Source organism: Paenibacillus lentimorbus NRRL B-30488 (assembly GCF_000411595.1).
Taxonomy (GTDB): domain Bacteria; phylum Bacillota; class Bacilli; order Bacillales; family Bacillaceae; genus Bacillus; species Bacillus velezensis.
In genome coordinates, this window is the sequence record NZ_ANAT01000014.1 from 87,061 (window position 1) to 110,309 (window position 23,249).

Below are 23,249 nucleotides of genomic sequence, written 5' to 3' on the forward strand. Positions count from 1 at the left end.
CTTTCTTTACCGGACTGTACGCCGTCCGTTTAATTTCTCTGCCAGAATCGCCCCGATGTCGGCAAGCGGGCCCGGCTGGCACATATCTTTATGGCGGCAGTCTAGGTCATACCGCTCGATTTTCCCCGTAATATACGGTTTCCAAGTATCCGGCTCAATCGGGTCAAACCACTCCGGAATAATCGTGGATCTGAAGAACAGCACATCTCCGTGGAACGGCTTCGGCTTGTATGTTCCTAACAGCCCGACAGAATTAACGTACGTGTCTTTCAGATTCATCATCACTGACTCGTCCAGGCTGGCTAATGCGCTCCCCTCACGGCGGAGAATGGTCAGCGCGGTGTCAAAATCAAGCGGCTGATCCCCGAGGCTGTCCGGGTCGTACCCTCCCAGGGCAAGCAGCGCAATGACGGCTTCCTCGTCATCAGGCGCATTTTTTATCGGCAGAAAATGATTCGGATACGCGTCAAGCATCACCAAAAGCGAAACCTCTTCGCCCCGGCTCTGTAATTGTGTCGCCATGGCCTGAATGACATTCCCTCCGAGAGACCAGCCGAGCAGACGGTACGGCCCTTTCGGCTGCACGGTGCGGATTTTTTCAATATAATCCGCCGCCATGTCATCTAAGCTTTGCGGAAGCGGTTCTTTTTTTCCGATGCCTCTCGCCTGTAAGCCGTATATCGGATAATCAGCCTCTAAAGAAGACATCAGCCCGGCATAACACCAGCTGAGACCGCCGGCCGGATGGACACAGAACAACGGTGTTTCTTCTCCTGCCGTTCTGAGCGGAAGAAGAACATCAAGCGCGCTTGTGCCCGTTCCTGACTCAAGTCTTTCAGCAAGGCTTGCCACCGTAGGAGCTTCAAATAATGTTCCGATACTGAGCTCGGCTCCCATCGCTTCCCGAATACGGCTCATTAAATGAACCGCAAGCAAAGAATGGCCGCCTAAATCAAAAAATCTGTCATCAATACCGACACGCGGCAGATGAAGCACCTCTGCAAACAGCTCACACAGCATTTCTTCCTGCGGCGTTCTCGGTCCCCGGCCGGTGACCTCCGTTTGGAAGTCAGGCGCAGGGAGCGCTTTTCGGTCAAGCTTTCCATTCGGTGTCAGCGGCAGTTCATTCATTTGGACAAAAGCTGACGGAATCATGTAATCCGGCAGGCTTTCTTCGGCAAACCGGCGCACGTCCCCAGTGTCCAAGGTGCTGCCGGCAGATCGGACAAGGTAGGCGGCCAGCCGTTTATCTCCCGGCCGGTCTTCACGGACGACTGCGGCGGCATCCTCGACATCCGGATGTTTGACGAGAACCGCTTCGATTTCTCCCAATTCAATCCGGAAGCCGCGGATTTTAATCTGGTGGTCCGCCCTGCCCATATAATCAAGAGAACCGTCCGTCCGCAGACGGGCTAAATCCCCCGTCCGGTACATTCTCGTTCCCGGCGGGCCGTACGGATCAGCCACAAAGCGTTCGGCGGTCAGACTTTGCCGCCCTAAGTAGCCTCGCGCTACGCCCCCTCCGGCAACATACATTTCGCCCGTGATGCCCGGAGGCACAGGCTCCAGCCGGTCATCAAGCACATATACGTTCAGATCAGGAATGCCGCAGCCGATGAGGCTGTTTGCTCTCAGTTCGGCAATGTTTTTGTCTAATTCAAGGTAACTGACGTGCACCGTCGTTTCCGTAATGCCGTACATGTTCACAAGCACCGGCTGATTGTCCGCGTGGCGGCTGTACCAATCCTCAAGCCGGCTCAGCTCAAGCGCCTCGCCGCCGAAGATGATATATCTGAGTGCGAGCTGACGCCCCAGCTCTTTGTGTTCTTTTTCCGCATGCATCAGCTGGTAAAACGCTGACGGCGTTTGGTTAAGTACGGTCACTCGCTCTTTCACGAGGAGATGCAGAAACGCTTCCGGCGATCTGCTGATGTCATGCGGCACGACGACGAGACGTCCGCCGTGAAGCAGCGGCCCCCATATTTCCCAGACAGAGAAATCGAAAGCGTAGGAGTGAAACATCGTCCACACATCATCAGAATTAAAGTGATACCAATGCCGCGTCGACTCAAACAGCCGGATAACATTGCTGTGCGGAATGATGACACCTTTCGGCACACCTGTTGATCCCGACGTGTAAATGACATAGGCCGGGTGAAGCGGTGACAGCGGACGAATCCGGTCGGCATTCTCAGGGTTCGTGACGGCATATTGCCGAAGTGTTTCCTTATTCTGCGGATCATCCAGGATGAAGGCCAGCATGCCGTTTTCGCCAGAGAGCTTACTTGCGCCTTCACGATTGGTGAGCATAAATACAGGCTTGGCATCATGTAACATAAAAGCGATGCGGTCCGCGGGATAATCAGGATCAAGCGGCAAATATGCTGCCCCCGTCTTCAGGACGGCTAACAGCCCGACAATCATATCTAAAGAACGCGGCAGCGCCAGTGCGACAAACTGCTCCGGGCCGACGCCGCGGGCAATCATCATGTGCGCGAGCTGATTGGCTCTTTCATTCAGCTCTTGATAAGTGAGTCCGCTCTCTTCAAATACTGCCGCCGTTTCATCCGATTTTGCGGCGGCCTGTATTTCAAACAGTTCAGGCAGTGTCTGCCGAGGCTGAATATGCTGTTTTGCCTGTTTAACCGGCAAAAGCTTCCGGCGCTCTTCATCAGAAAGAATGGTTAAGCTTCCGATCGGTTTATCCGGATGTGATGCGGCATCTTCGAGCAAAAGAAGCAGGCGTCCGGCAAGTGCTTCAGCCGTTTCTTTTCTGAATAAGTCCGTACTGAACTCCAGCAGGCCTTCAATACCGGCAGGCGTGCCGTCGTCATGGCGCTGTTCAGCCAATTCCAGCGTCAAATCAAATTTGGACGATCCGACACTGCTGATTTGCAGGCTTGTTTCCATATCAGGAAGACTGAGTACAGGGTCAGGCGTATTTTGGAATGCGAGCATCACTTGGAACAGCGGATGTCTTGACCGGGAGCGAACCGGATTCAATTCTTCCACGAGACGTTCAAACGGCACGTCCTGATGTTCATATGCTGCGAGATTCATTTCCCTGACCCTTTCAAGAAGCTCACAAAAGCTCGGATCGCCAGAGGTATCGGTTCTCAGTACGAGTGTATTAATGAACATACCCACAAGGTCTCCTAATGCGTCATCACTGCGGCCGGCTATCGGACTGCCGATCGGAATATCGGTTCCCGCCCCGAGCCGGGTCAGCAGTGCGGAAAGCCCTGATTGAAGCACCATAAACAGGCTTACGCGCTGATTTCTGGCAAGTGAGAGAAGACGGGCATGAAGCTCTTGGCCGATGTTGACCGGAATGACGCCGCCCCTGTAGCTTGATTCAGCGGGACGCGGAAAATCAGACGGCAGCTCCAGCTGATCCGGTACATTTTCAAGCGTTTTCTTCCAGAAATCCAGCTGGCGCGCAATTAAGCTCTCAGAATCAGACGCGCTGCCTAAAAGCTGCTGCTGCCAAAGCGCATAATCAGCATATTGAACCGCCAGCGGCGCCCATTCTGCTTTTTCACCTGTTTGCCGGGCGATATAGGCTATGGATAAGTCACGCATGAGCGGATTCAAGGACCAGCCGTCGCCTGCGATGTGATGCAGGAGAACCATCAGCGTATATTCGCCGTCACCAAGATCAAACAGTTCAGCCCGGACGGCCGGCTCTTTAGCGAGATCAAACCGGTATCGTGCCGCAGCGGCAAGCATGTCTTGGAGCTCGTTTTTGTCTGCTTGTGTCACTGTAAACACAGGGCGGGCTTCTTCAGCAGGTAAAATGAGCTGATGAGATGATCCCTTATTTTCCGGAAAAACGGTGCGCAGGCTTTCATGACGGCTGACAACATCGTAAAAGGCGTGTTTCAGCGCTGATTGGTCAAGCTTGCCTGACATGCGGACAATCACCGGAATGTTGTAAGTCGGGCTCGGCCCTTCAAGACAGTAGAGAAACCAAAGACGCAGCTGCGCAAATGACAGCGGGATGTGCTCCGGCCGGTCAAACGGCTTGAGCTTAGGCCGCGCACTCTTTGCGGTGTCAAGCTGTGCGGCGAGCCCGGCAACGGTCGGCGTATCAAACAGACGGCCGATGCCAAGCTCTGCGCCCATCGTCTCCCGAACCCGGCTCATCAGGCGTCCGGCTAAGAGCGAATGTCCGCCCAATTCAAAGAACCCGTCATCAATTCCGACCCGCGCGAGACCGAGAACTTCGGCAAACAGATCGCATAATATTTCTTCCTGCGGCGTCCGCGGCCCTCTGTCAGACAGGACAGCGGAAAAATCAGGTGCAGGCAGAGCGCTGCGATCGAGCTTCTTATTCGGCGTCAGCGGCAATTCTTTCAGCTGTACAAACGCGCCCGGCACCATATAATCCGGCAGACTTTCGCCTATATATTCACGAAGTCCGCCGATATCAAGGGGCTGATCCGCGACAGCATAAGCCGCCAGCCGCTTATCTCCCGGCTGGTCTTCACGGACAATGACGGCGGCCTGCGAAATACCCGGGTATTTCGACAGCACTGACTCAATTTCGCCTAATTCTATCCGGAACCCGCGGATTTTAATTTGGTGATCGGCTCTGCTGATATAATCAAGCGAGCCGTCCTCACGCCAGCGCACGAGATCTCCCGTCCGGTACATCCTCGCGCCCGCGGGCCCGTACGGATCGGCAATAAATCTTTCAGCTGTTAAATCAGGACGGTTATAATAACCTCTGGCAAGCCCCTCGCCCGCTATATAAAGCTCGCCCGCAATTCCCGGCGGGACTGGCTGCAATGCGGCGTCCAGCACGTATACCCGCGTGTTCCAAATCGGCTTTCCGATCGGAGGCGCCCCTGTATGGTCTTTTGCAAGCGGCTGTGCGGCCGACCAGATTGTTGTTTCAGTCGGCCCGTACAGATTCGTCACCGTACAGCCTGATTCAAGCAGAGCATGCATAAGCGCGTTCGGAAGCGCCTCACCTCCGACAAGCACCTGCAGCGCCCGGAGGGAATCCGGTTCATTGGTGACTAATGAATGCCACAATGTCGGCGTTGCCTGCATGATTGAAATACCGTATGAGTGAATCATGTTCGCAAGCGCCCGCGGTTCCTGAATCGTCTCTTTACGTGCGATGACGCACCCCGCCCCGCTGATGAGCGGAAGGAAGAGCTCAAGTCCGGAAATATCAAACGCCGCAGTCGTAACGGCAAGCAGGCGGTCTTGTGCGCCGAGCGGGAACATTTCCCTCATGGATAAGAGGAAATTGCTTACGCTTTTTAATGTCACGACTACGCCTTTCGGTTTGCCCGTTGAACCCGATGTATAGATGATATAAGCGGGGTGCAAAGGCGAACATTCCGCCTGAGCGGGACAGTCAGCATTTTGAGCGGCAACGGTTTTTACCGTATCGGGGTCATCGAGAATGATCCTTTTTGCATCACTGTCTTCCGGCATGCGGCCGGATAATTCCATCGTTGTAATCAGGCATGCAGGCTGTGCATCTTTGAGCATGTATGTGATCCGCTCAGAAGGAAAATCAGGATCAAGCGGCAGGTATGCGGCTCCCGTTTTCAAAACGGCCAGCATGCTCACGGCCAACTCCTGTGACCGCGGAAGCAGCAAAGCGGCAAATTGTTCCGGTCCGAGCCCCTTTTCCTTTAGCATGCCGGCAAGCTGGTTCGCGCGCTTGTTCAATTCGGCATAGCTGAGCTCTTCGTTTTCGGTGATGATTGCCGGCCGGTCCGGTGTTTTTACGGCCTGTTCGTAAAACAGCTCCGGCAGACTTTTCTGCTTCTCGGCCTTGCGCGTGTCATTCCAGCTTTCCAGTACGCGGAGACGTTCACTTTCAGGCAGAAGGTTGAGTGTGCCGATTTTTTGTGTCTGGTCTTTCACAGCGGATTCCAACAGAAGCAGGAATCGTTTTTGATGGTTTTCAATATCTTCGGCGCTGTACACTTCCGGATTCGCATCAAAGTCCACACGCATTCCGCTTCCGTCCGCTCTGTCGTAAACGTTAATTGACAAATCATCAACGGGCCCGGCTGATAAGTTATGAACGGCGCCTGGCGCTCCGGCGAAATCAAGCGCGTAGTCAAACGGCATCACATTGACTTGCGGGCCGAACAGCCTGCGATTTTCTCCGAGCAATTTAAGGTCGCGGCGCATATCTTCATGGCGGTATTTCTGATGGCGCCGGATGTTTCGGATTTCTTTTGCCACTTGGCTGACGGCCTCATGAAAATTCATATCCGGGCGGAGAGAAAGCCGTAAAGGCAGAAGATTCATGACCATACTCGGAATATTCAGTGAAATCGATCCGATCCGCCCCATCATCGGTAAGCCGAGCACGATATCCCCCGCGTTTGTCATCCGGTGGACATATACCGCCGCTGCGGCCGTGACGGCTTCATGCCAGTTCGGAATCGCTTTTACATGCTGTAAAGCCGTTTCAGAGAGATAAGCCGTGCTCCTGTGAAAGCTTGTTGACGTTCGCGGCGCTCTTTCCGCCAAACTGACGACATCAGGTTCATCTGCAAATTTCTCCATCCAAAATTCCCGATCTTTCAGGAATTGATCAGACGCGCGGTATTCTTGTTCTTCTTTTACCAGCTCCTCCAAAGAGCCGAAGGAGCGCCCGTTATCCGGACGTCCCTCCCGTATTGCGGTGTACACTTGCGCCGTACGCCGTGCCAGCAGTGAAAAACCGTAGCCGTCTATCGCAATGTGGTGAATGCGCTGATACCAGAAAAAGCGTTCCGGTCCCGCCTGAAATAAAATGTCGCGGAACAAAGGCCCGGCCGCCATATCAACGGGCTCAGCCAAATCTGTCTGCATGAGTCTGAGTGCGGCCTGCTTCGGATCAGCTTCTGAACCCACATCTATGACATCGATCGCAGCCTCAAATGGAGGATTGATGATCTGCTTCGGCCCGTCTGCTCCCTCTTCGAAGCGGGCGTGTAATGACGCGGCTTCCGTCAGCACGCGTTCGAGAGCGGTTTTAAATATGTTCACATCGATCGCGCCGTTTATCTCAACGTACTCGCCTGTATTGTAAATCGGATTATCAGGATCAAGCTGCTGCGCAAACCAGATACCGGCCTGTGCGCCTGTCAGAGGCAGCTGTTGTGTATCATGCATTCTATTCTCTCCCTTTATAAATAATCTGCGTTCGGCAAGACTTTTTGAGATCGGGAAGAAAGAAGTCTCCACCACTCTTCCAGCGTCGGGTTCTCCGCCAGTTCCACAAACGTCACTTCAGCTCCGTCACGGCGCCATTGTTCGACAAGGCTCATGATTCTGACGGAGTCAAGGCCTCTGTCCAGCAGGTCTTCATGATCCGGAATATCAGACGGTGATTCTTGAAGAATCGCCGCAATTTGTTCCCGCACCCGGTCTTTTGTCAATACGGCGGAAGTCTTCCCTTCTCCTTCAGAAACCGGCGCGCCGCCCAGCAGCTCCAGCACTTCGTTTGTCAAAGCCGTGTAAGCGCAGCGCTGAGACGCATATTCGATGGCCAACTTATGTTTTTCTGAAGAAAAATCAGCAACGGCGTCTCCGATAAAGAAGCTTTGGATATCATCCATAAATGCTTCACAGGCTGTGACGAGACAGCCGATGTGTGCATAAATTCCCGTAATCATGAGCTGGTCTCTGCCGCTTTCACGCATGATGTCAAGGAGATTCGTCCGTTTAAACGCGCTGTATCTCCACTTTGTGAGGACTATGTCCTGATCATCCGGGGCAAGCTCCGGAATGACCTTTTCTTCATAAGGCCCGCTTTTCAGCCCCGGCCCCCAAAAATCCGTCAGCAGCGCGCGGTCCGCCGGGTCTTGGCTGCCCGGCTGCGCGGTATACACCACCGGAATGCCGAGTGCTTTGCATTGCTCTTTTATTTTCTTGATATTCTGAGCCGCCTCCGTGATCGGAGCCTCACCTTTCGCAAAAGCATCGACGAAATAATTCTGCATGTCATGGATCAGAAGCACCGCGCGTTTCGGATTCAGCGTCCATGATACTTTATTTTCAGGCATATCTGACGCTGTCGGCAGCGCATATGCGGGAATAGACGGTATAGCCAATGTAAACACTTCCTTTTTTTAAGATTGTTTGATTTCAGCCGGCTTTACTTTTTGGGCGATCGTTTCGCGAAGATCCTTTTTACTGACCTTGCCGACGCCGGTTTTCGGGAAAGAAGCGATAAATTCAATCCGGTCGGGGATTTTATATGCCGCCAGCCCGCGCTCCCGTAAAAACGCTTTCAGCTCTCCCGGTTTCGGCGCTTCTCCTTTCGGAATGACGAACACACAGGACCGCTCTCCGAGAAAATCATCCGGCATTGAAACCATGGCCGCATCATGAACGGCAGGGTGCGCAAGAAGGTGATTTTCCACCTCCTCAGCGGCTATTTTTTCACCGCCCCGATTGATTTGATCTTTCGCACGTCCTTCGACGATGATATAGCCGTCCGCCGTCAGTTTGACGATATCGCCGGTCTGATAAAATCCGTCGGCTGTGAATGATCTTTCATTATGTTCAGGCGCTTTATAATATCCGCGAATCGTGTAAGGGCCGCGTGTAAACAAATGTCCCGCTTCCCCGGGGGCGACATCCCGCCCGTCATCGTCTAAAACCCTGACCTCATCAAAAGGTGACATCGGTCTGCCTTGCGTATTGACAATGATCTCTTCAGGATCATCCAGTCTCGTATAATTCACCAATCCTTCCGCCATTCCGAAAACCTGCTGAAGGGTGCATCCGAAAGCGCTCTTTACGCGGCGGGCCGCCTCAGCACTGAATTTGGCGCCTCCCACCTGCAGCACTTGAAGACTTGATAAATCATCACTTCGCGAACCGGATGCGTCCATCCACACCATCGCAAGCGGCGGGACGAGCGCTGTAATCGTGACACGTTCTTTTTCAATTAACGGGAAACAGTCATCCGGACTCGGCGTCGGTGACAGAACAACCCGGCCTCCGGCATATAAAGTTCCCAGCACACCGGGCGAGCTGAGCGGATAATTATGCGCTGTCGGCAGAGCGGCCAAATAAACGCTGTGATGATCCAAGCCGCATATTTCCGCGCTGAGGCGCAAACTGTATATGTAATCGTCGTGTGTTCGCGGAATCAGCTTGGACAGCCCCGTACTGCCTCCTGAAAGCTGTAAAAAGGCGACTTCCGCCGGGCTTACCTCTTCCAGCTGAACAGGCTCTCTATGCAGGCTGCTCAGTTCCTGAAACTCTTCAGTTTCGCCGGCCACAATGACATGCGCCAAATCCGGAAGTTTGTCTTTCACCTGTCTGGCCAGCGCCCTGTAATCAAAACCTGAATGCGTATCAGGAATGATGTATGCTTTCGCCTCTGCAAACTCGCAGAAATACGTAATCTCACTGCTTCTATGAGAAGGCAGCGCGAAAACGGGCAGTGCTCCGAGGCGGAACAGCGCGAAAATCACTTCAAAAAACTCAGCGATATTCGGCAGCTGCACGACAACGCGGTCTTCCTTTTGAATTCCGAGCTTATGCAGCCCCGCCGCTAAACGATCGGCCCTTTCATCTAATTCTTTGTAGGTCCAATGTACATCTTTACACGTCACGGCAGTTTGATTTCCGTATAAAGCCGCACGCTCTTTCAGCATTCCTCCGAACGTCTCACCCTTCCAGCAGCCGTCTTTTCGGTATTTGTCAGCCCATTCTTCCGGCCATGGCGTAAATCCAGTCAGCACGATCCGTTCCCTCCTTTTTTACAACTCATCTTGGTAAAGCCCCATCGCCCGGAGCATAGTGCGGAATTTCGCCGATGTCTCGTCCAATTCATCCTGCGGCTTTGATCCGGCGACAATCCCGGCACCCGCAAAGAGCCGGAGAGACCTTGTTTCCGCTTCGGCGCAGCGGAGTGCGATAATCCATTCTCCGTCGCCTTCAGCATCACACCAGCCCGCCATTCCCGTATAGAAATTGCGGTCAAACGGTTCAATATCCTGAATCGCTTCTCTCGCCGCATCCGTCGGTGTTCCGCATACCGCGGGCGTCGGATGCAGGGCGATGGCCAGCTCAAGTGATGTCGTTGACGGATCACGCAGCTCGCCCTTTACCTCGGTGGACAGGTGCCACATCGCCTCAGTTTTAATGAGTGACGGTTTTTCCGGCACATCAAGCACACGGCAGAACGGTTTTAGGGCGGCGGCCACGGCGGCCACGACTACGGCATGTTCATGCAGATCTTTTGCTGATTGCAGCAGTTCTTCCGCTCTTCTCTTATCCTCGGCGGGATCTGTGCTGCGAGGTCTGGAACCTGCCAGCGGATTGGACAGAATCGATGTTCCGTTTTTGGACAGCAGCAGTTCAGGACTTGCGCCGAAAAGCGTTTTTCTTGTTTCTGACGTTCCCGTCACATCGGCAGCGAATGTATAGCCGCGCGGGTTGTGCTGCGCCAAATGCTTGACGGCCTGAGGAATGTCGATATCCTTTTCAGCGGTCAGATGAAGTGTCCTTGACAGCACGATTTTGCTGAGCGGGCCGTCCGTAATGTTGAATACGCCTTGTTCCACACCGCTCATAAAGCCCTCAGGCTCCGGAACAGGGCGGATGTCATATGTATTGGATTGCGGCTTTTCTGCGGAAGATTCCGCAAACGAAAGCGGGCCTGCCGTATGGACATTCTTCGGTACAAAAAGCCGGGAAGCTTTTCTGCCGTCAAAAGGAATGGCGCCGGCCGCAATCGGATGTTTGATGCCGGCTTGCTTTGCCTCAAGAAGCGTCTGTCTCACACGTTCAGGCAGTGAGTCCAGCTGATTCTCCGCGTCTGCATCCGGCACTTTTGCAAACACACCTTCTGCAAGGAGCGTACTTTTCGGGGAAGCTAAAAAGAACGCCCCGGGCTTGTAAGCGTCCAGCACCTCTTTTGCAGACACTTCCGTCAATACATGTTGATTTGTCATGATTATCCCTCCTTCTCGTTACATCAAACGCCTAAAGTAGCGCCGCCATCCACGCATAAATCATGCATCGTGATATGGCTTGCCTGTTCAGAGGCCAGAAACAAAACGGCATTTGCAATATCAGAAGGCTTTGCCAGCTTTTGAAGCGGAATTCCCGTTTTATATGTATCAAGCGAACCTCTGATAACGTCCTGTGCTCCGTTTTCATCCCGCCACAGCGCACGCTGCATGTCGGTTTCCGTTGAACCGGGAGATACGATGTTGCAGCGGATATGATAGGCCGCAAGCTCCAGTCCGAGGCATTTCGTAAACATGGCGGCAGCCGCTTTTGACGCCGCATAAGCCGCCATGGAAGCACGCGGAACGCCGGCTGCATTCGAACCGACCGTAACGATGGCGCCTTTTTGACGCTCCATCATGTACCGGCTGACAGCCCGCGATACATGAAATACGCCGGTCGTATTAACAGAAAATGTTTGATCCCAATCTTCATCACTGAGGGATTGCACCGGACCCGGCCGCAGCACGCCCGCAACGTTCGCCAATATTTCAATAGGCCCCATGTCACGTTCAACGGCAGCGATGATATCATTGACAGCCGCACTGTCAGATACATCTGCGGCAAACCCCTGCGCCTGCACGCCTTTTTGCCGAAGTCTGTCAGTTAGCCCGGGAAGCAGGTCTTCATTTGTATCTATAGCTGCCACATTTACGCCTTGTTCAGCAAGGGCAAGCGCTGTTGCTTCTCCGATGCCTTGAGCGGCGCCGGTGACAACGGCCGTTTTCCCTTTCATTCCCAATGCGTCCATATTATCATTCCCTTTCTATATTGATAATGATTATCATTATCAATTATGATTCAAGACAATCATATCCAAATCAAAACACGCAGTCAATTAGAAAATTAGAATCAGCCGCATTTAGTTCGAAGGGCCTGTTTTTTCTCATGCGGGAGAATACGGGGTATGCGGCCCTCCCGGATTCAGGCAGAAACGCAGGGCTCTGCTGATTAAAACGGGCAGGACAGAAATATGGCCCTCTCCTTCAAACTCGCTGTATTCAGCGCGGACTCCATCACCTTCAAATCCGGATAATAAAGAGTACAGCGCCTCTGCGTGCTCCGGGATTCTGCTTTTATGTGTTTTTCAATTTCTCCCGCAGCCAGCAATACGCTGACTTGAAGATTTTCCGCAGAGAGCCGGTCTGACAAACGTTCCGCGTTTTCCTGAATAAAACGCTTGTTCCAATGAATTGACGGACTTCCCGCAACATAGGTCTGGAACATGTCCGGCCTCGTCAAAAGCACTTGCAGCACAAAAAGACCGCCCAGCGAATGGCCGAAAATCGTCTGCCTGCCTCTGTCGATCGGATAATCCCGCTCCATCGCGGGCTTTACTTCTTCTTCTATAAACTCCAGAAACGCTTCCGCCCCTCCCTGTTCGGGCCATGCCGCGCCGTGCGGATGCACCGGCAGTTCTGATTCAGAAAGCGGCATCGTAAAATCACTGTGCCGTTCGGCGGAAAACGGCTGATCTGTCGGGTAGCCGATTCCGACAATCACCGCCGGCACAACGCCTGTTTTTTCAGGCCGTCGGCTTTGCACCCGCAAAGCTTCGGCCATTGTGCCGAACACGGAATTCGCATCGAGCAGGTATATGACAGGGAAGCCGGATGCAGGCGGTTCTTCCTGAGGTAAAGAGACAAAGATACGATACGTACGGCCTCCTTTTGAGCGCATTTCTCTTACTTCTGTGCCCGGAACCGCGTATCGGCCGGCCGGCGCGAAACCCCGCTTTATTTGTTTTCCGTCCATTATGTGTTCATCCCCTTTGTGGCAATTGCTTTATCTATCCTTATTGATAATGATTTTCAATATCAAAAGACACCTCAAATAATAGGTTTTTTGCCAAACAAAGTCAATGGATTTTTGATATAAAAAAGCACCTTATTTCAATAAGGTACCTAAGAACTATGTAGGGATAGGGGCTTAATCCCATGTAAAGCGCTCATTCTTCCATGGATCTCCCCTCATATGGTAGCCGTTTTTCTCCCAAAAGCCGGGGTGGTTTTCCTTTGTGAACTGAATGCCGCGCAGCCATTTTGCGCTTTTCCAGAAATAAAGATGGGGGAAAAACGCCTCTGAGCGGATAGCCGTGCTCTGGCGTTAACGGCTCGCCGTTATGCGCATATGCCAGCAGGGATGTTTCCCGCGTAAAATCAGAAAGCGGCAGGTTGGCCGTCCAGCCCTCTTCAGCGTGCAGAATGACGAATCCCGCTTCTTTGTGCACACCCGCTTTCTCAGCGATGTCTTTGGCGCGTATTCCCTGCCAGATATTATCAAGACGGGACCAGCCCGTGACGCAATGAATATCATTTTTCACTTCGGCTTCCGGAAAGGCTTTGATATCTTTAAAGCTTAACAGCATAGGACGGTCAACAAGCCCGTACACTTGCAGATTCCATTTTGACATATCTTCATAATAAGGAACATTTCCGGCGTGAAGCACGGGAAACTTCGTTGTGACATTTTGATTTGGCGGAATCCGTTCCGACTGTTTTGTTTGCTTCGTTTTCCCGAAAAACATATGGCTCCCTCCATTTAGTAAACCTTTATTAAATCTTTGTTGACAATCAATCACCCTTCGATTACGCTAATCTGGTACAAGTGTAAGGGGGAAAAACAAATGAAACAACGCAACCTTCGCGCGGGCGATATGGCGCTTATCGGCATGTTTGCCGCCCTGATGGCCGTCGGCGCCAACATTACATCAATGGCTCCTTTTTTGCAAGTTGCGGGAATTCCGTTATCGCTGCAGCCTTTCTTTTGTCTGTTAGCCGCGATGCTTCTCGGCGCCAGACGGGCAGCCATTGCAATGACGGTATACGCATTGGCCGGACTCGCGGGGGCGCCTGTTTTCGCTCAATTCTCAGCAGGCTTTGCGCCGTTTATCGGAAAGAGCGGCGGATTTATTCTCGCTTACATCCCGGCGGCATTTGCAGCCGGATGGCTGCTGGAAAAACAAAAAAACCCGGCCGCCTGCATTATGCATGGGCCTCTTTGATCGGTACCGCCGTCATTTATATCATTGGCACGACCTATACGTATATTGCGCTGAAATTATGGCTTCATGCTCCGATCAGCTACGGAATGGCCTGGTTGTACATGATATGGTTTTTCATAAAAGATATCATTTTAGCACTGTTATTGGCATCTATCACGCCTGCCGTATACAGGTCTATTCATAAAGCGACGGGGTTCAGCAGAAATCCGGCGTAAGATGTTCTCAGCATACAAAAAGGCTCCCCTTTCCGGGAGCCTTTTTTACAGAACAAGCGCGGCAATCCACCCGAATATCACAAGCGGAATGTTATAGAAAATAAATGTCGGTACGCACGTATCCCAAATGTGGTGGTGCTGTCCGTCGGCGCTGAGGCCTGACGTCGGCCCGAGCGTACTGTCACTTGCAGGAGAACCCGCATCACCGACCGCGGCGGCCGCTCCGATTACGGCGATCGTCGCCATCGGGCTGAATCCGAGCTGAGCGCACAGCGGGACAAATATGGTCGTAATGACGGGTACGGTTGCAAATGATGATCCGATTCCCATCGTGATTAATAAACCGACCACCAGCATCAGGAGCGCGCCTAATGATTGACTGTGACCGATAAAGCCTGTTGATGCTTTGACCAAGGAAGCCACATCACCCGTTTTGTTCAATACATTTGAAAAACCGGCCGCAACAAGCATGACAAACCCGATAAAAGCCATCAGAATCATGCCGTCCGTGATCAGCTTATCCGCTTCATTGCGCTTCATGACTCCGCTGATAAACAGCGTAAACAAACCGGCAAGCGCGCCCATGATCATACCTTCCACTCCGAGCACTTGTGACAGATAGAGCTGAACGGCAAGCGACACGGCAATGGAGATCAGGGCGATGGCAATGCTTTTTTTCGTATAAGGAGAAGACGATAGTCCGGCAATCTCCTTCGTCTCATATTTCTTCGGTTTCCGGAAGACGATGACGGATAAAATTAATCCGACTACCATCCCGGCCGTCGGGATGATTAAAGCATACGGAATATCACTGAGCGGCACCTTTAAACCGGCTGACGCCATATTATCTCTCAGCATCCCTTGGAAAATCTGTCCGAAACCGACAGGCAGAACGATATACGGCGCAGTCAGTCCGAATGTCATCACACACGCGATCAGTCTGCGGTCTATTTCAAGTTCGTTAAATATTTTTAAAAGCGGCGGAATCAATACAGGAATAAACGCAATGTGAACGGGCACCACGTTTTGCGAGAAACAGGATATGATTAAAATAATCAGTACGATTAACACTTTTGACAGTGCTTTTTTCCGCGAATCTTCCTTTTTTCCGATTAGTTTGACAGACGCTTCCACCATTGCATCGGGAAGCCCCGTCTTTGTCAGCGCCGCGGCAAATGCTCCGAGCAGCGCGTAGCTGACCGCGACGGTGGCATTTCCGCCGAGACCGTCCGTAAAAGCCTTCACCGTCTCTCCGAGGCCTAAGCCGCCGGTCAGCCCGCCGGCAAGCGCGCCGATCATTAAAGCTATAATAATATTGACACGCAGCAGGCTTAAGACGAGCATAAGCAATACTGCGACAACAACAGCATTCATTGATGAGTCCCTCCAAAAATCCTTTAGTTTGCTAATGTAGTAGATAATTAAAGTTAACATACATTCCGCGCTTTAGTCAACTAAAGATTTTGGAAATCAAAAAACCCGCTGCATCAAGGCAGCGGGATGCTGTTATCTTTCGGGCGTAAACCGCTCAGTCAAAACAGCCAACGTCCTTGCCATGACGCCTGTTGCGCCGGCAGGGCCGAAGCATGTCGCTTTATTCGCTGTCGCAGTTCCCGCAATATCGAGATGAACCCACGGCGTGTTTTCCGCGAATTCACCAAGGAATGCCCCCGCCATAATCGCGTGGCCTTCTCTTCCCGGAGAATTGTTCAAATCAGCCATCTGACTGTTTCTCACCCGTTTTTTATCCTTTTCTGTAATCGGAAGCTGCCAGATCGGCTCGCCGGATTCTTTCGCCGATTCCGCCACCTGTTCATAAAAAGCGGCGTGATTGGTCATGGCGCCCGTCATTTCGTTCCCTAAGGCGACAATGACACCGCCCGTTAACGTTGCGACGTCTACAAGGACAGAGGCTCCGTGCTGCTTGGCGTATGTGATGCCGTCGGCAAGCACGAGACGCCCTTCCGCATCGGTGTTCAGGATCTCAATGGTTTTTCCGCTGAGCGAAACGATGACGTCATCAGGCTTCATAGCATCGGACGAAATCATGTTGTCCGTAGACGGTATGACGGCGAGCACGTTTTGTTCAGGCCGGAGTTCGCCGATAATTTCCATTGCGCCCAATACTGAGGCGGCCCCTCCCATATCGCTTTTCATGCCGACGATGCCGGTTTTCGGCTTTATTGAATATCCGCCCGTATCAAAGGTAATTCCTTTACCGACCAGGCCGATGACGTCTTCCCACTGATCTTTGCCCTGATACTTCAGAACGATCATTTTCGGCGGTTCGGATGAGCCTTTGTTAACGGCAAGCAGCCCGCCCATGCCGAGCTCTTCCATTTCATCTTTTTCTAAAATTTCACACTCGAAATCGTATTTTGCCGCAAGCTCAGCGGCATATGACGCCAAATCAGTGGCCGTCAGCATATTACCCGGCATATTCACAAGCGTGCGGGCTGAATTCGTCCCTTGGCCGTATGCCGCGCCGACGTTCAGGCCGGCCTGCACTTCCCTCAGGTCTTCTTCGGTCACGGCGCAGACTGATTTCAGTTCCTGATCCGGCTCATTCGATTTATGTTTATAATCCTGCACCTCATAAACCGCAAGCAGACAGCTTTCCGAAAGCGCATGAGCGGCATCGGCGGCAGGCACTTCCCCGGAGACGAATGTATCGAGCAACACGGATACTTCCTGTTTTTTATCTTGATGAATCCGCTGAAATACTCGTGCAAAACATTCTTTCGTATCTTCAAACGAATAATCCGCTTCTCTTCCCAGGCCGATAAAATAAATACGTTTCATACCGGTCGCAGCCGGAGGGTATACTTTTGATACACGATTGCGTTTGGCGGACACATCACCATCCTTTAACAGCTGGGTCAGATGACCGTCCAATTTAACATCCAATTCCTTCGTAAATCCGTTCAGCGTGCTTTTTTGAAAAAGACCGATGACCAGTGTTTCGGGATGCCGCAGTTGATCAGATGCATAAAACATGAGTACACACTCCTTATGTGGGTATTTGTTATGTAAAGTGGTATAATGAAAAAACATTTTTCATTGATTTTATTTTACCAAACCAAGGGCGTTTTCTGCAGTTTTTCGATACGATCGGAATCAGCAGATACAGAAAGGATGTCGCATATGGATGTACTTATGAATTTTCCTTTACTGGCGAGTTTTGCCGCCATTATTTTTGCCCAAGTTGTAAAAGTGCCTATTCAATTTATCGTATCCAAAGAACTTGACTGGTCTCTTGTGACGAGCACCGGCGGCATGCCGAGCTCCCATTCCGCCGCCGTCACCGCGCTGTCAACCGGAATCGCTTTGGAACAGGGACTGGACTCGCCCCTGTTTGCAGTCGCCGCGATTTTCGCCGTCATTACGATGTTCGATGCTACAGGTGTCAGGCGGCATGCGGGTGAACAGGCGACAGTCATTAATAAACTGGTCATCGACTTTAATCGGTTTGTCAGCGAAGCGAAGGACTTTCAGAAAGCGGAAGAGAAAGAAAAACAGAAGAAATTGAAAGAGCTGCTCGGCCATCAGCCGATTGAAGTGTTCTTCGGCGGCGTCACCGGTATTGTGCTGACATTGATTTTAGATTATTTCTTTATGTAAAAACGCTTCAGCGGATGCTGAAGCGTTTTTATTCTTTTACCGTTTTGTATTGATTTCTGAACACTTGCAGCGACTTTGTTTCGTTCAGCTTTACAAGTTCGTCCTCAGTCACTGTGCCGTTCCCTTTTTTAATAATGTAGACTTCAAGTGTTTTTTTGCCCCAATTGTTATAGACGTCCTTGACAGTGTCAAAGTAGAGGTCAAGGCGGCTGCCTTTAATTTTTGAGCCGGTATCGGCGACAACCCCGTAACCGTAATTCGGTATAAACAGAATCGTCCCGATCGGGAAAACAGACGGATCGGCCGCAACAGTTGAATATAAATCGCGTTTGACCTTCACGCCTGAATATGTAATTCCGTACTGCGGATGACCCGGAGATTTTCCGGTAGATTCCGCTCCGGCGGTATAACCGGTGGCCGTCACCTTTTGTGACGGATAGCGTTCCCAGTCAAAAGCTTCTTCCAGCGGCTTTACCCTGCCTGATGCCTTCTTTTCCGGCTGATTCTGTAAGGATTGAAACGGAGTGCCGATGTTTTTCAAAACGGCGCCGCGATGTTCCGTCATCCAATTTGTCAGATCCTTTGCTTCAACACCGGTTATGGAAAAGTATGTCGCATGGCATGCGCCCAAAAAGAGCACGATCATGAATACACGTCTGATTATCGTCAATCTGAAATCACTCTCCTCCGAGTCATTGTTCCCAACTCGGTGAGGTGCTATACAAAAAGCGCCGCGACACAAAAAAAGCTTTCTTGAATAAGAAAGCGGCTTAAAACATTTGATATCCTCTTTTTCTGAGCGCCTTTATGGCAATGCCTGACATGATGGCTCCCGCCAGTCCGCCCGCCAAAATCACGACATCCGCAACCGCTAATGACATGATGCGCTGAAACAGGCTTTGAAAGGATTCCCCCGGCGCCTGCACGTAACTGATCATCTTTTTATTGCTGATAATGAAAAGGCATACAATCGGATAGACAACAGCCATAATCCACGACATTCTAAGCAGCATGTTCAACAGAAAGCCTATGCCGAAAAACAGTACAAAAAATAGTACGATTGAGATCAGGACAACCGGCAAACTAATCACAAACATCCACCCCCTACAGCACTTTCAGTGTACCTCGGGGGCGGTAAAAAAGTCAACGTCTGGAAAAATCAGCGTCTCTCTTTGCCGCTTCCCTGGCAGGAGGGACATGTTTCGGAGCCGCCAAGAAGCAATTGAAAATACCCTTTACCTGAGCAGAACGGACACGCCGCCGTGCTTTTTGCTGTCGTTTTCATGCGGACCACCCTTTTTCTTAATTTTCTGATAATATATCATATTTACTTGTCAAGCAACAAGTCAGAATATGTAACATAACAACTCATGTAAGCGGAAACATTCTTTTTTCTTTTACATGCTTTTTATAGCGCTCTTTTTTAAAAGAAGAGAAAACCCGCGGCCGCGGGTTTTCAAAAGAATTTAAACTTCCCTTTTTCAGCGTCAGGCCCAGCCCGCCGATCATAAATAGCGAGCGGTTATCAATGACCTTTTTCATAAAGGACGCCGGCATGCCTTTGAGCTTCCTGCCGTATACGACTCCGACAGCGTTATGCTCACCGAGGGAGGCGACGGTTCCTTTAATGTCAGGCTTGAACTCTTCAAGCTGGCCTCCTTTAATCAAACCGCCCAGATTTTTAGCGACCGTTTCTCCTTGCTGCATCGCGATCTGAGCAGTCGGCGGGTACGGCCGTTCCGTCTCTTCATTGATAAAGAGCGAGCTGTCGCCGAGAATAAAAACGTCATCATGTCCCGGCGCCCGAAGATCAGGGTTGACCTTGACACGGCCGCGCATATTTTCAAAACCCGCTTCCTCCACGATCGGATGTCCGCGCACGCCCGCGGCCCAGACAACGGTCTGCGATTTGATTTCTTCCGGCTCTTCATCTTTCTTGCCGACTGTGACACCGTCTGCACGGCATTCTTGAACCGCGGTGCCGATTTTAAATTCAACGCCTTTGCTCTCAAGGTATTGAACGGCGTAATCGACAAGCTCCGGATCAAATCCCGGCAAAACCGTCGGGGCGGCCTCGACACAGACGATCCGGACGAGACTTTCATCTATATCATAATATCTGCATAACTCCGGCTTGCGGTTCGCAAGTTCACCGAGAAATTCAATTCCCGTAAAGCCCGCTCCGCCGACAACGATGGTTAAGCGGTCAGGGCGTTTTTCGGCCTCCGTATTGTATGTCGCAAATTGGAGCTCAATATGGTCTTTCAGCTGGCGCGACGTATTAATATTCGCGATCGGAAAAGCGAATTCTTTTAAGCCTTTAATTCCGAATGTTTCAGGGACGGCGCCAAGCCCGATGACGAGATAATCATAAGGGATGTCCCCTTGTGAAAGCGTCACCTTTTTATTTTGCACATCTATCGCTTTTACGGTATCCTGCACAAATTTGACCCGTGATTCATTGATTACATCTTTTATTTGATATCTGCAGCGGTCATGATGCAGCGTTCCTGCGCTCGCTTCATGCATCCATGTCGTTTCATAATGATAATTGTGTTTATTGACCAAAGTAATGTCGGCGTCATTTGCCCCGATATGCTTCGGAAGCCTTGTTACTGTCATTAATCCACCATAACCTGCACCTAAAACCACGATTTTGGGTTTATTCAATGCCATCACATCCACCTTCTTTTTTTGCTGTTAGACGCATAATCAAATCAACATTTGTATTAGCTTCAGCTTATTGGCGGGATTTTATGAAATGAAATATAAAATTTTTTAGAAAACCGCACATGTCTGCATATCACCATACTATCCGGAAGAATCGGAAAACATTCAGGAAAAAACAGATTGGAATTTGTCCCCATCTTAGCGGCAGCCGCAATTTTTTTCAAGAATGAAGCGGCCGGGCGGTTTTCGGCACTCGTCATCCTTTCAAATTCTATGTTATAATTAATAACAATTTTCAATTAGGAGGCAATTTGGTATGCAAGAGGATTCAAAGGTTTATGATATTACGGTCATCGGCGGCGGCCCGGTCGGCCTGTTTACCGCTTTTTACGGGGGAATGAGACAGGCGAGCGTCAAAATCATCGAGAGCCTGCCTCAGCTTGGCGGCCAGCTCAGCGCGCTGTACCCTGAAAAATATATTTATGATGTAGCCGGATTCCCGAAAATCCGCGCCCAGGAACTTGTGAACAACTTAAAAGAGCAAATGGCAAAGTTCGATCAGACCATCTGCTTAGAGCAGGCCGTCGAATCTGTTGAAAAACAGGCGGACGGTGTGTTTAAGCTTGTCACGAATTCAGAAACGCATTATTCAAAAACGGTCATTATCACCGCGGGAAACGGCGCATTTAAGCCGAGAAAGCTTGAGCTGGAATCAGCGGAACAATATGAAAGCAAAAACCTGCACTACTTCATTGACGACCTCAATCAATTCGCAGGCAGACGCGTTGCCGTTCTGGGCGGCGGCGATTCCGCTGTTGACTGGGCGCTCATGCTTGAGCCGATTGCTAAAGAAGTCAGCATCATCCACCGCCGTGATAAATTCCGCGCGCATGAGCACAGTGTCGAAAACCTGCATAATTCTAAAGTCAACGTGCTGACACCGTTTGTTCCCGCTGAACTTGTCGGTGAAGACCGGATCGAACAGCTCGTTCTCGAAGAAGTGAAAGGCGACCGTAAAGAAATCATTGAAATTGATGACCTGATCGTAAACTACGGCTTTGTTTCTTCTCTCGGCCCGATTAAAAACTGGGGCCTTGACATCGAGAAAAATTCCATCGTCGTCAAAAGCACGATGGAAACGAATATTGAAGGCTTCTTTGCCGCCGGAGATATCTGCACATATGAAGGCAAAGTCAAGCTGATCGCCAGCGGTTTCGGCGAAGCTCCGACAGCCGTGAACAACGCGAAGGCTTACATGGACCCGAAAGCGCGCGTCCAGCCACTGCATTCTACAAGCATGTTTGAAAAATAATATAAAAAAGAGTCTGTGTCATACCGGCACAGACTCTTTTTTATTTAAACATCCAAATATAATTCATGACGGTTCCGACAACGAGCGCAATGACAAGCGCTGACACGACCCAAATCGTGCCTAAAATAATCCGGTCCTGAATTTTCTGGGCTTTCGGGCTGTGCCCGGGCTGTTTTTGTTCCACACCGGCCCCTCCCTTCTTCTGCAAATCTATCTATCGTAACAAATGTCTTACAACAACCAATACTACTATGATAACCAAACTGCAAATGGATGACAAGCTGACCGCGTATGAGGCAGCATGAAATCATTTGACATTCCTGACAAAACGAAGTACATTATAAAAAGACGAACATTTTAATTTTATTTAATTATATTATTCGCTTTTAGGGGTGTTATATATGGAAAATGTATTTGATTACGAAGATATTCAGCTGATTCCTGCAAAATGCATTGTTGAAAGCCGATCTGAATGTGATACATCAGTTACATTGGGCGGACACACATTTAAACTTCCGGTCGTACCGGCCAACATGCAGACGATTATAGATGAAAACATCGCGGCCTGGCTCGCGGAAAACGGGTATTTTTATATCATGCACCGCTTCGAGCCCGAAAAACGCCTGGCTTTTGTCCGGGATATGAAAGCGCGCGGACTGATTTCTTCCATCAGTGTCGGCGTGAAGGAAAATGACTATGAATTCATCCGGGAGCTGAAAGAACAGGAGCTGGTGCCGGATTATATTACCATTGATATCGCGCACGGCCATTCCAATGCCGTGATCAGCATGATTCAATTTATTAAAGAACATGTCCCGGAAAGCTTTGTCATCGCAGGGAATGTCGGGACGCCTGAAGCCGTAAGGGAGCTGGAACGCGCGGGCGCTGACGCGACAAAAGTGGGAATCGGCCCCGGGAAAGTCTGCATCACAAAAATTAAAACCGGCTTCGGAACCGGCGGGTGGCAATTAGCCGCGCTTCGCTGGTGCGCAAAAGCTGCGAGCAAACCGATCATTGCTGACGGCGGCATCCGCACGCACGGCGATATCGCGAAATCCATCCGATTCGGCGCGTCTATGGTCATGATCGGATCATTATTCGCCGGCCACGAAGAATCACCGGGACAAACAATCGAAATCGACGGAAAGCTGTACAAAGAATATTTCGGCTCCGCTTCTGAATTTCAAAAAGGCGAAAAGAAAAACGTCGAGGGCAAAAAAATGCATGTCGAACATAAAGGGTCTTTACAGGACACGCTGGTTGAAATGGAGCAGGATCTGCAATCTTCCATCTCTTACGCCGGCGGCAATACACTCGAAGCCATCCGTAATGTCGACTATGTAATCGTAAAAAACTCTATTTTCAACGGCGACAGATTTTAACACGCGGCAGAGCCGCTCGAAGATAAAAAAAAANANANATATATATATATATA

General features: G+C 50.8%; 14 protein-coding genes and 4 pseudogenes. 4 read left to right on the forward strand and 14 right to left on the reverse strand.

Going from position 1 to position 23,249, the window contains the following annotated elements; translation table 11 throughout:
- Positions 1-6 precede the first annotated feature (6 nt).
- From D368_RS08835 to D368_RS08865, 7 genes and pseudogenes are all read right to left on the reverse strand, one after another.
- The gene (locus D368_RS08835) at positions 7-7,134 is read right to left on the reverse strand and encodes a non-ribosomal peptide synthetase (protein ID WP_128574724.1); all 7,128 of its coding nucleotides are present in this window, start codon (positions 7,132-7,134) and stop codon (positions 7-9) included.
- Positions 7,135-7,148: 14 nt separating this feature from the next.
- Entirely contained in the window at positions 7,149-8,075 is a 927-nt protein-coding gene (locus tag D368_RS08840; RefSeq protein WP_128574725.1) for an isochorismatase, read from the reverse strand.
- Positions 8,076-8,093: 18 nt separating this feature from the next.
- Positions 8,094-9,719, reverse strand: a complete 1,626-nt coding sequence (locus D368_RS08845) for a (2,3-dihydroxybenzoyl)adenylate synthase (protein ID WP_128574726.1) — start codon at positions 9,717-9,719, stop codon at positions 8,094-8,096.
- A gap of 18 nt (positions 9,720-9,737) precedes the next feature.
- Positions 9,738-10,934 (reverse strand): isochorismate synthase DhbC, encoded by a 1,197-nt coding sequence (gene dhbC / locus D368_RS08850; protein WP_128574727.1) that lies wholly within the window; start codon positions 10,932-10,934, stop codon positions 9,738-9,740.
- Between the two features lie 23 nt (positions 10,935-10,957).
- Positions 10,958-11,743 carry a 2,3-dihydro-2,3-dihydroxybenzoate dehydrogenase gene (locus D368_RS08855; protein ID WP_077722775.1) on the reverse strand — a complete coding sequence of 262 codons (786 nt, stop codon included), beginning with the start codon at positions 11,741-11,743 and terminating at the stop codon, positions 10,958-10,960.
- A 135-nt stretch (positions 11,744-11,878) separates the two neighbouring features.
- Positions 11,879-12,747 (reverse strand): annotated as a pseudogene (locus D368_RS08860) (alpha/beta hydrolase).
- Positions 12,748-12,921: 174 nt separating this feature from the next.
- Positions 12,922-13,519 (reverse strand): annotated as a pseudogene (locus D368_RS08865) (sulfite oxidase-like oxidoreductase).
- A gap of 99 nt (positions 13,520-13,618) precedes the next feature.
- On the opposite strand from D368_RS08865, the pseudogene D368_RS08870 reads away from it, so the two are divergent.
- A pseudogene (locus tag D368_RS08870) lies at positions 13,619-14,211 on the forward strand (biotin transporter BioY).
- Between the two features lie 45 nt (positions 14,212-14,256).
- On the opposite strand, the gene D368_RS08875 reads toward D368_RS08870, so the two are convergent.
- The gene (locus D368_RS08875; RefSeq protein WP_025650207.1) at positions 14,257-15,585 is read right to left on the reverse strand and encodes a Na+/H+ antiporter NhaC family protein; all 1,329 of its coding nucleotides are present in this window, start codon (positions 15,583-15,585) and stop codon (positions 14,257-14,259) included.
- Positions 15,586-15,717: 132 nt separating this feature from the next.
- Positions 15,718-17,208 carry a leucyl aminopeptidase gene (locus D368_RS08880; RefSeq protein WP_039254021.1) on the reverse strand — a complete coding sequence of 497 codons (1,491 nt, stop codon included), beginning with the start codon at positions 17,206-17,208 and terminating at the stop codon, positions 15,718-15,720.
- Positions 17,209-17,355: 147 nt separating this feature from the next.
- Here D368_RS08880 and D368_RS08885 point away from each other — a divergent pair, with 147 nt between their 5' ends.
- Positions 17,356-17,832: a divergent PAP2 family protein gene (locus tag D368_RS08885; RefSeq protein WP_039254019.1), complete on the forward strand. Its 477-nt coding sequence runs from the start codon at positions 17,356-17,358 to the stop codon at positions 17,830-17,832.
- 28 nt (positions 17,833-17,860) lie between these two features.
- Here D368_RS08885 and D368_RS08890 read toward each other — a convergent pair whose 3' ends face one another.
- The 4 genes and pseudogenes from D368_RS08890 to D368_RS08905 form a co-directional block, all read right to left on the reverse strand.
- Positions 17,861-18,502, reverse strand: a complete 642-nt coding sequence (locus D368_RS08890; protein WP_003151990.1) for a 3D domain-containing protein — start codon at positions 18,500-18,502, stop codon at positions 17,861-17,863.
- A 100-nt stretch (positions 18,503-18,602) separates the two neighbouring features.
- Entirely contained in the window at positions 18,603-18,923 is a 321-nt protein-coding gene (locus D368_RS08895; protein ID WP_003151989.1) for a YuiB family protein, read from the reverse strand.
- Between the two features lie 68 nt (positions 18,924-18,991).
- Entirely contained in the window at positions 18,992-19,117 is a 126-nt protein-coding gene (locus D368_RS08900; RefSeq protein WP_007408708.1) for a YuiA family protein, read from the reverse strand.
- A 173-nt stretch (positions 19,118-19,290) separates the two neighbouring features.
- Positions 19,291-20,508 (reverse strand): annotated as a pseudogene (locus tag D368_RS08905) (NAD(P)/FAD-dependent oxidoreductase); the annotation flags it as partial.
- A 310-nt stretch (positions 20,509-20,818) separates the two neighbouring features.
- Between D368_RS08905 and yumC the strand changes: the two are divergent.
- A complete protein-coding gene (gene yumC, locus D368_RS08915; protein ID WP_031378399.1) occupies positions 20,819-21,814 on the forward strand; it encodes a ferredoxin--NADP reductase 2 in 996 nt (331 codons plus the stop codon).
- Between the two features lie 40 nt (positions 21,815-21,854).
- Here yumC and D368_RS20090 read toward each other — a convergent pair whose 3' ends face one another.
- Entirely contained in the window at positions 21,855-21,998 is a 144-nt protein-coding gene (locus tag D368_RS20090) for a hypothetical protein (protein ID WP_003151982.1), read from the reverse strand.
- 217 nt (positions 21,999-22,215) lie between these two features.
- On the opposite strand from D368_RS20090, the gene guaC reads away from it, so the two are divergent.
- On the forward strand, positions 22,216-23,196 hold the full coding sequence (guaC, locus tag D368_RS08920) for a GMP reductase (protein WP_031378398.1): 981 nt from the start codon (positions 22,216-22,218) through the stop codon (positions 23,194-23,196).
- Positions 23,197-23,249: the final 53 nt, after the last annotated feature.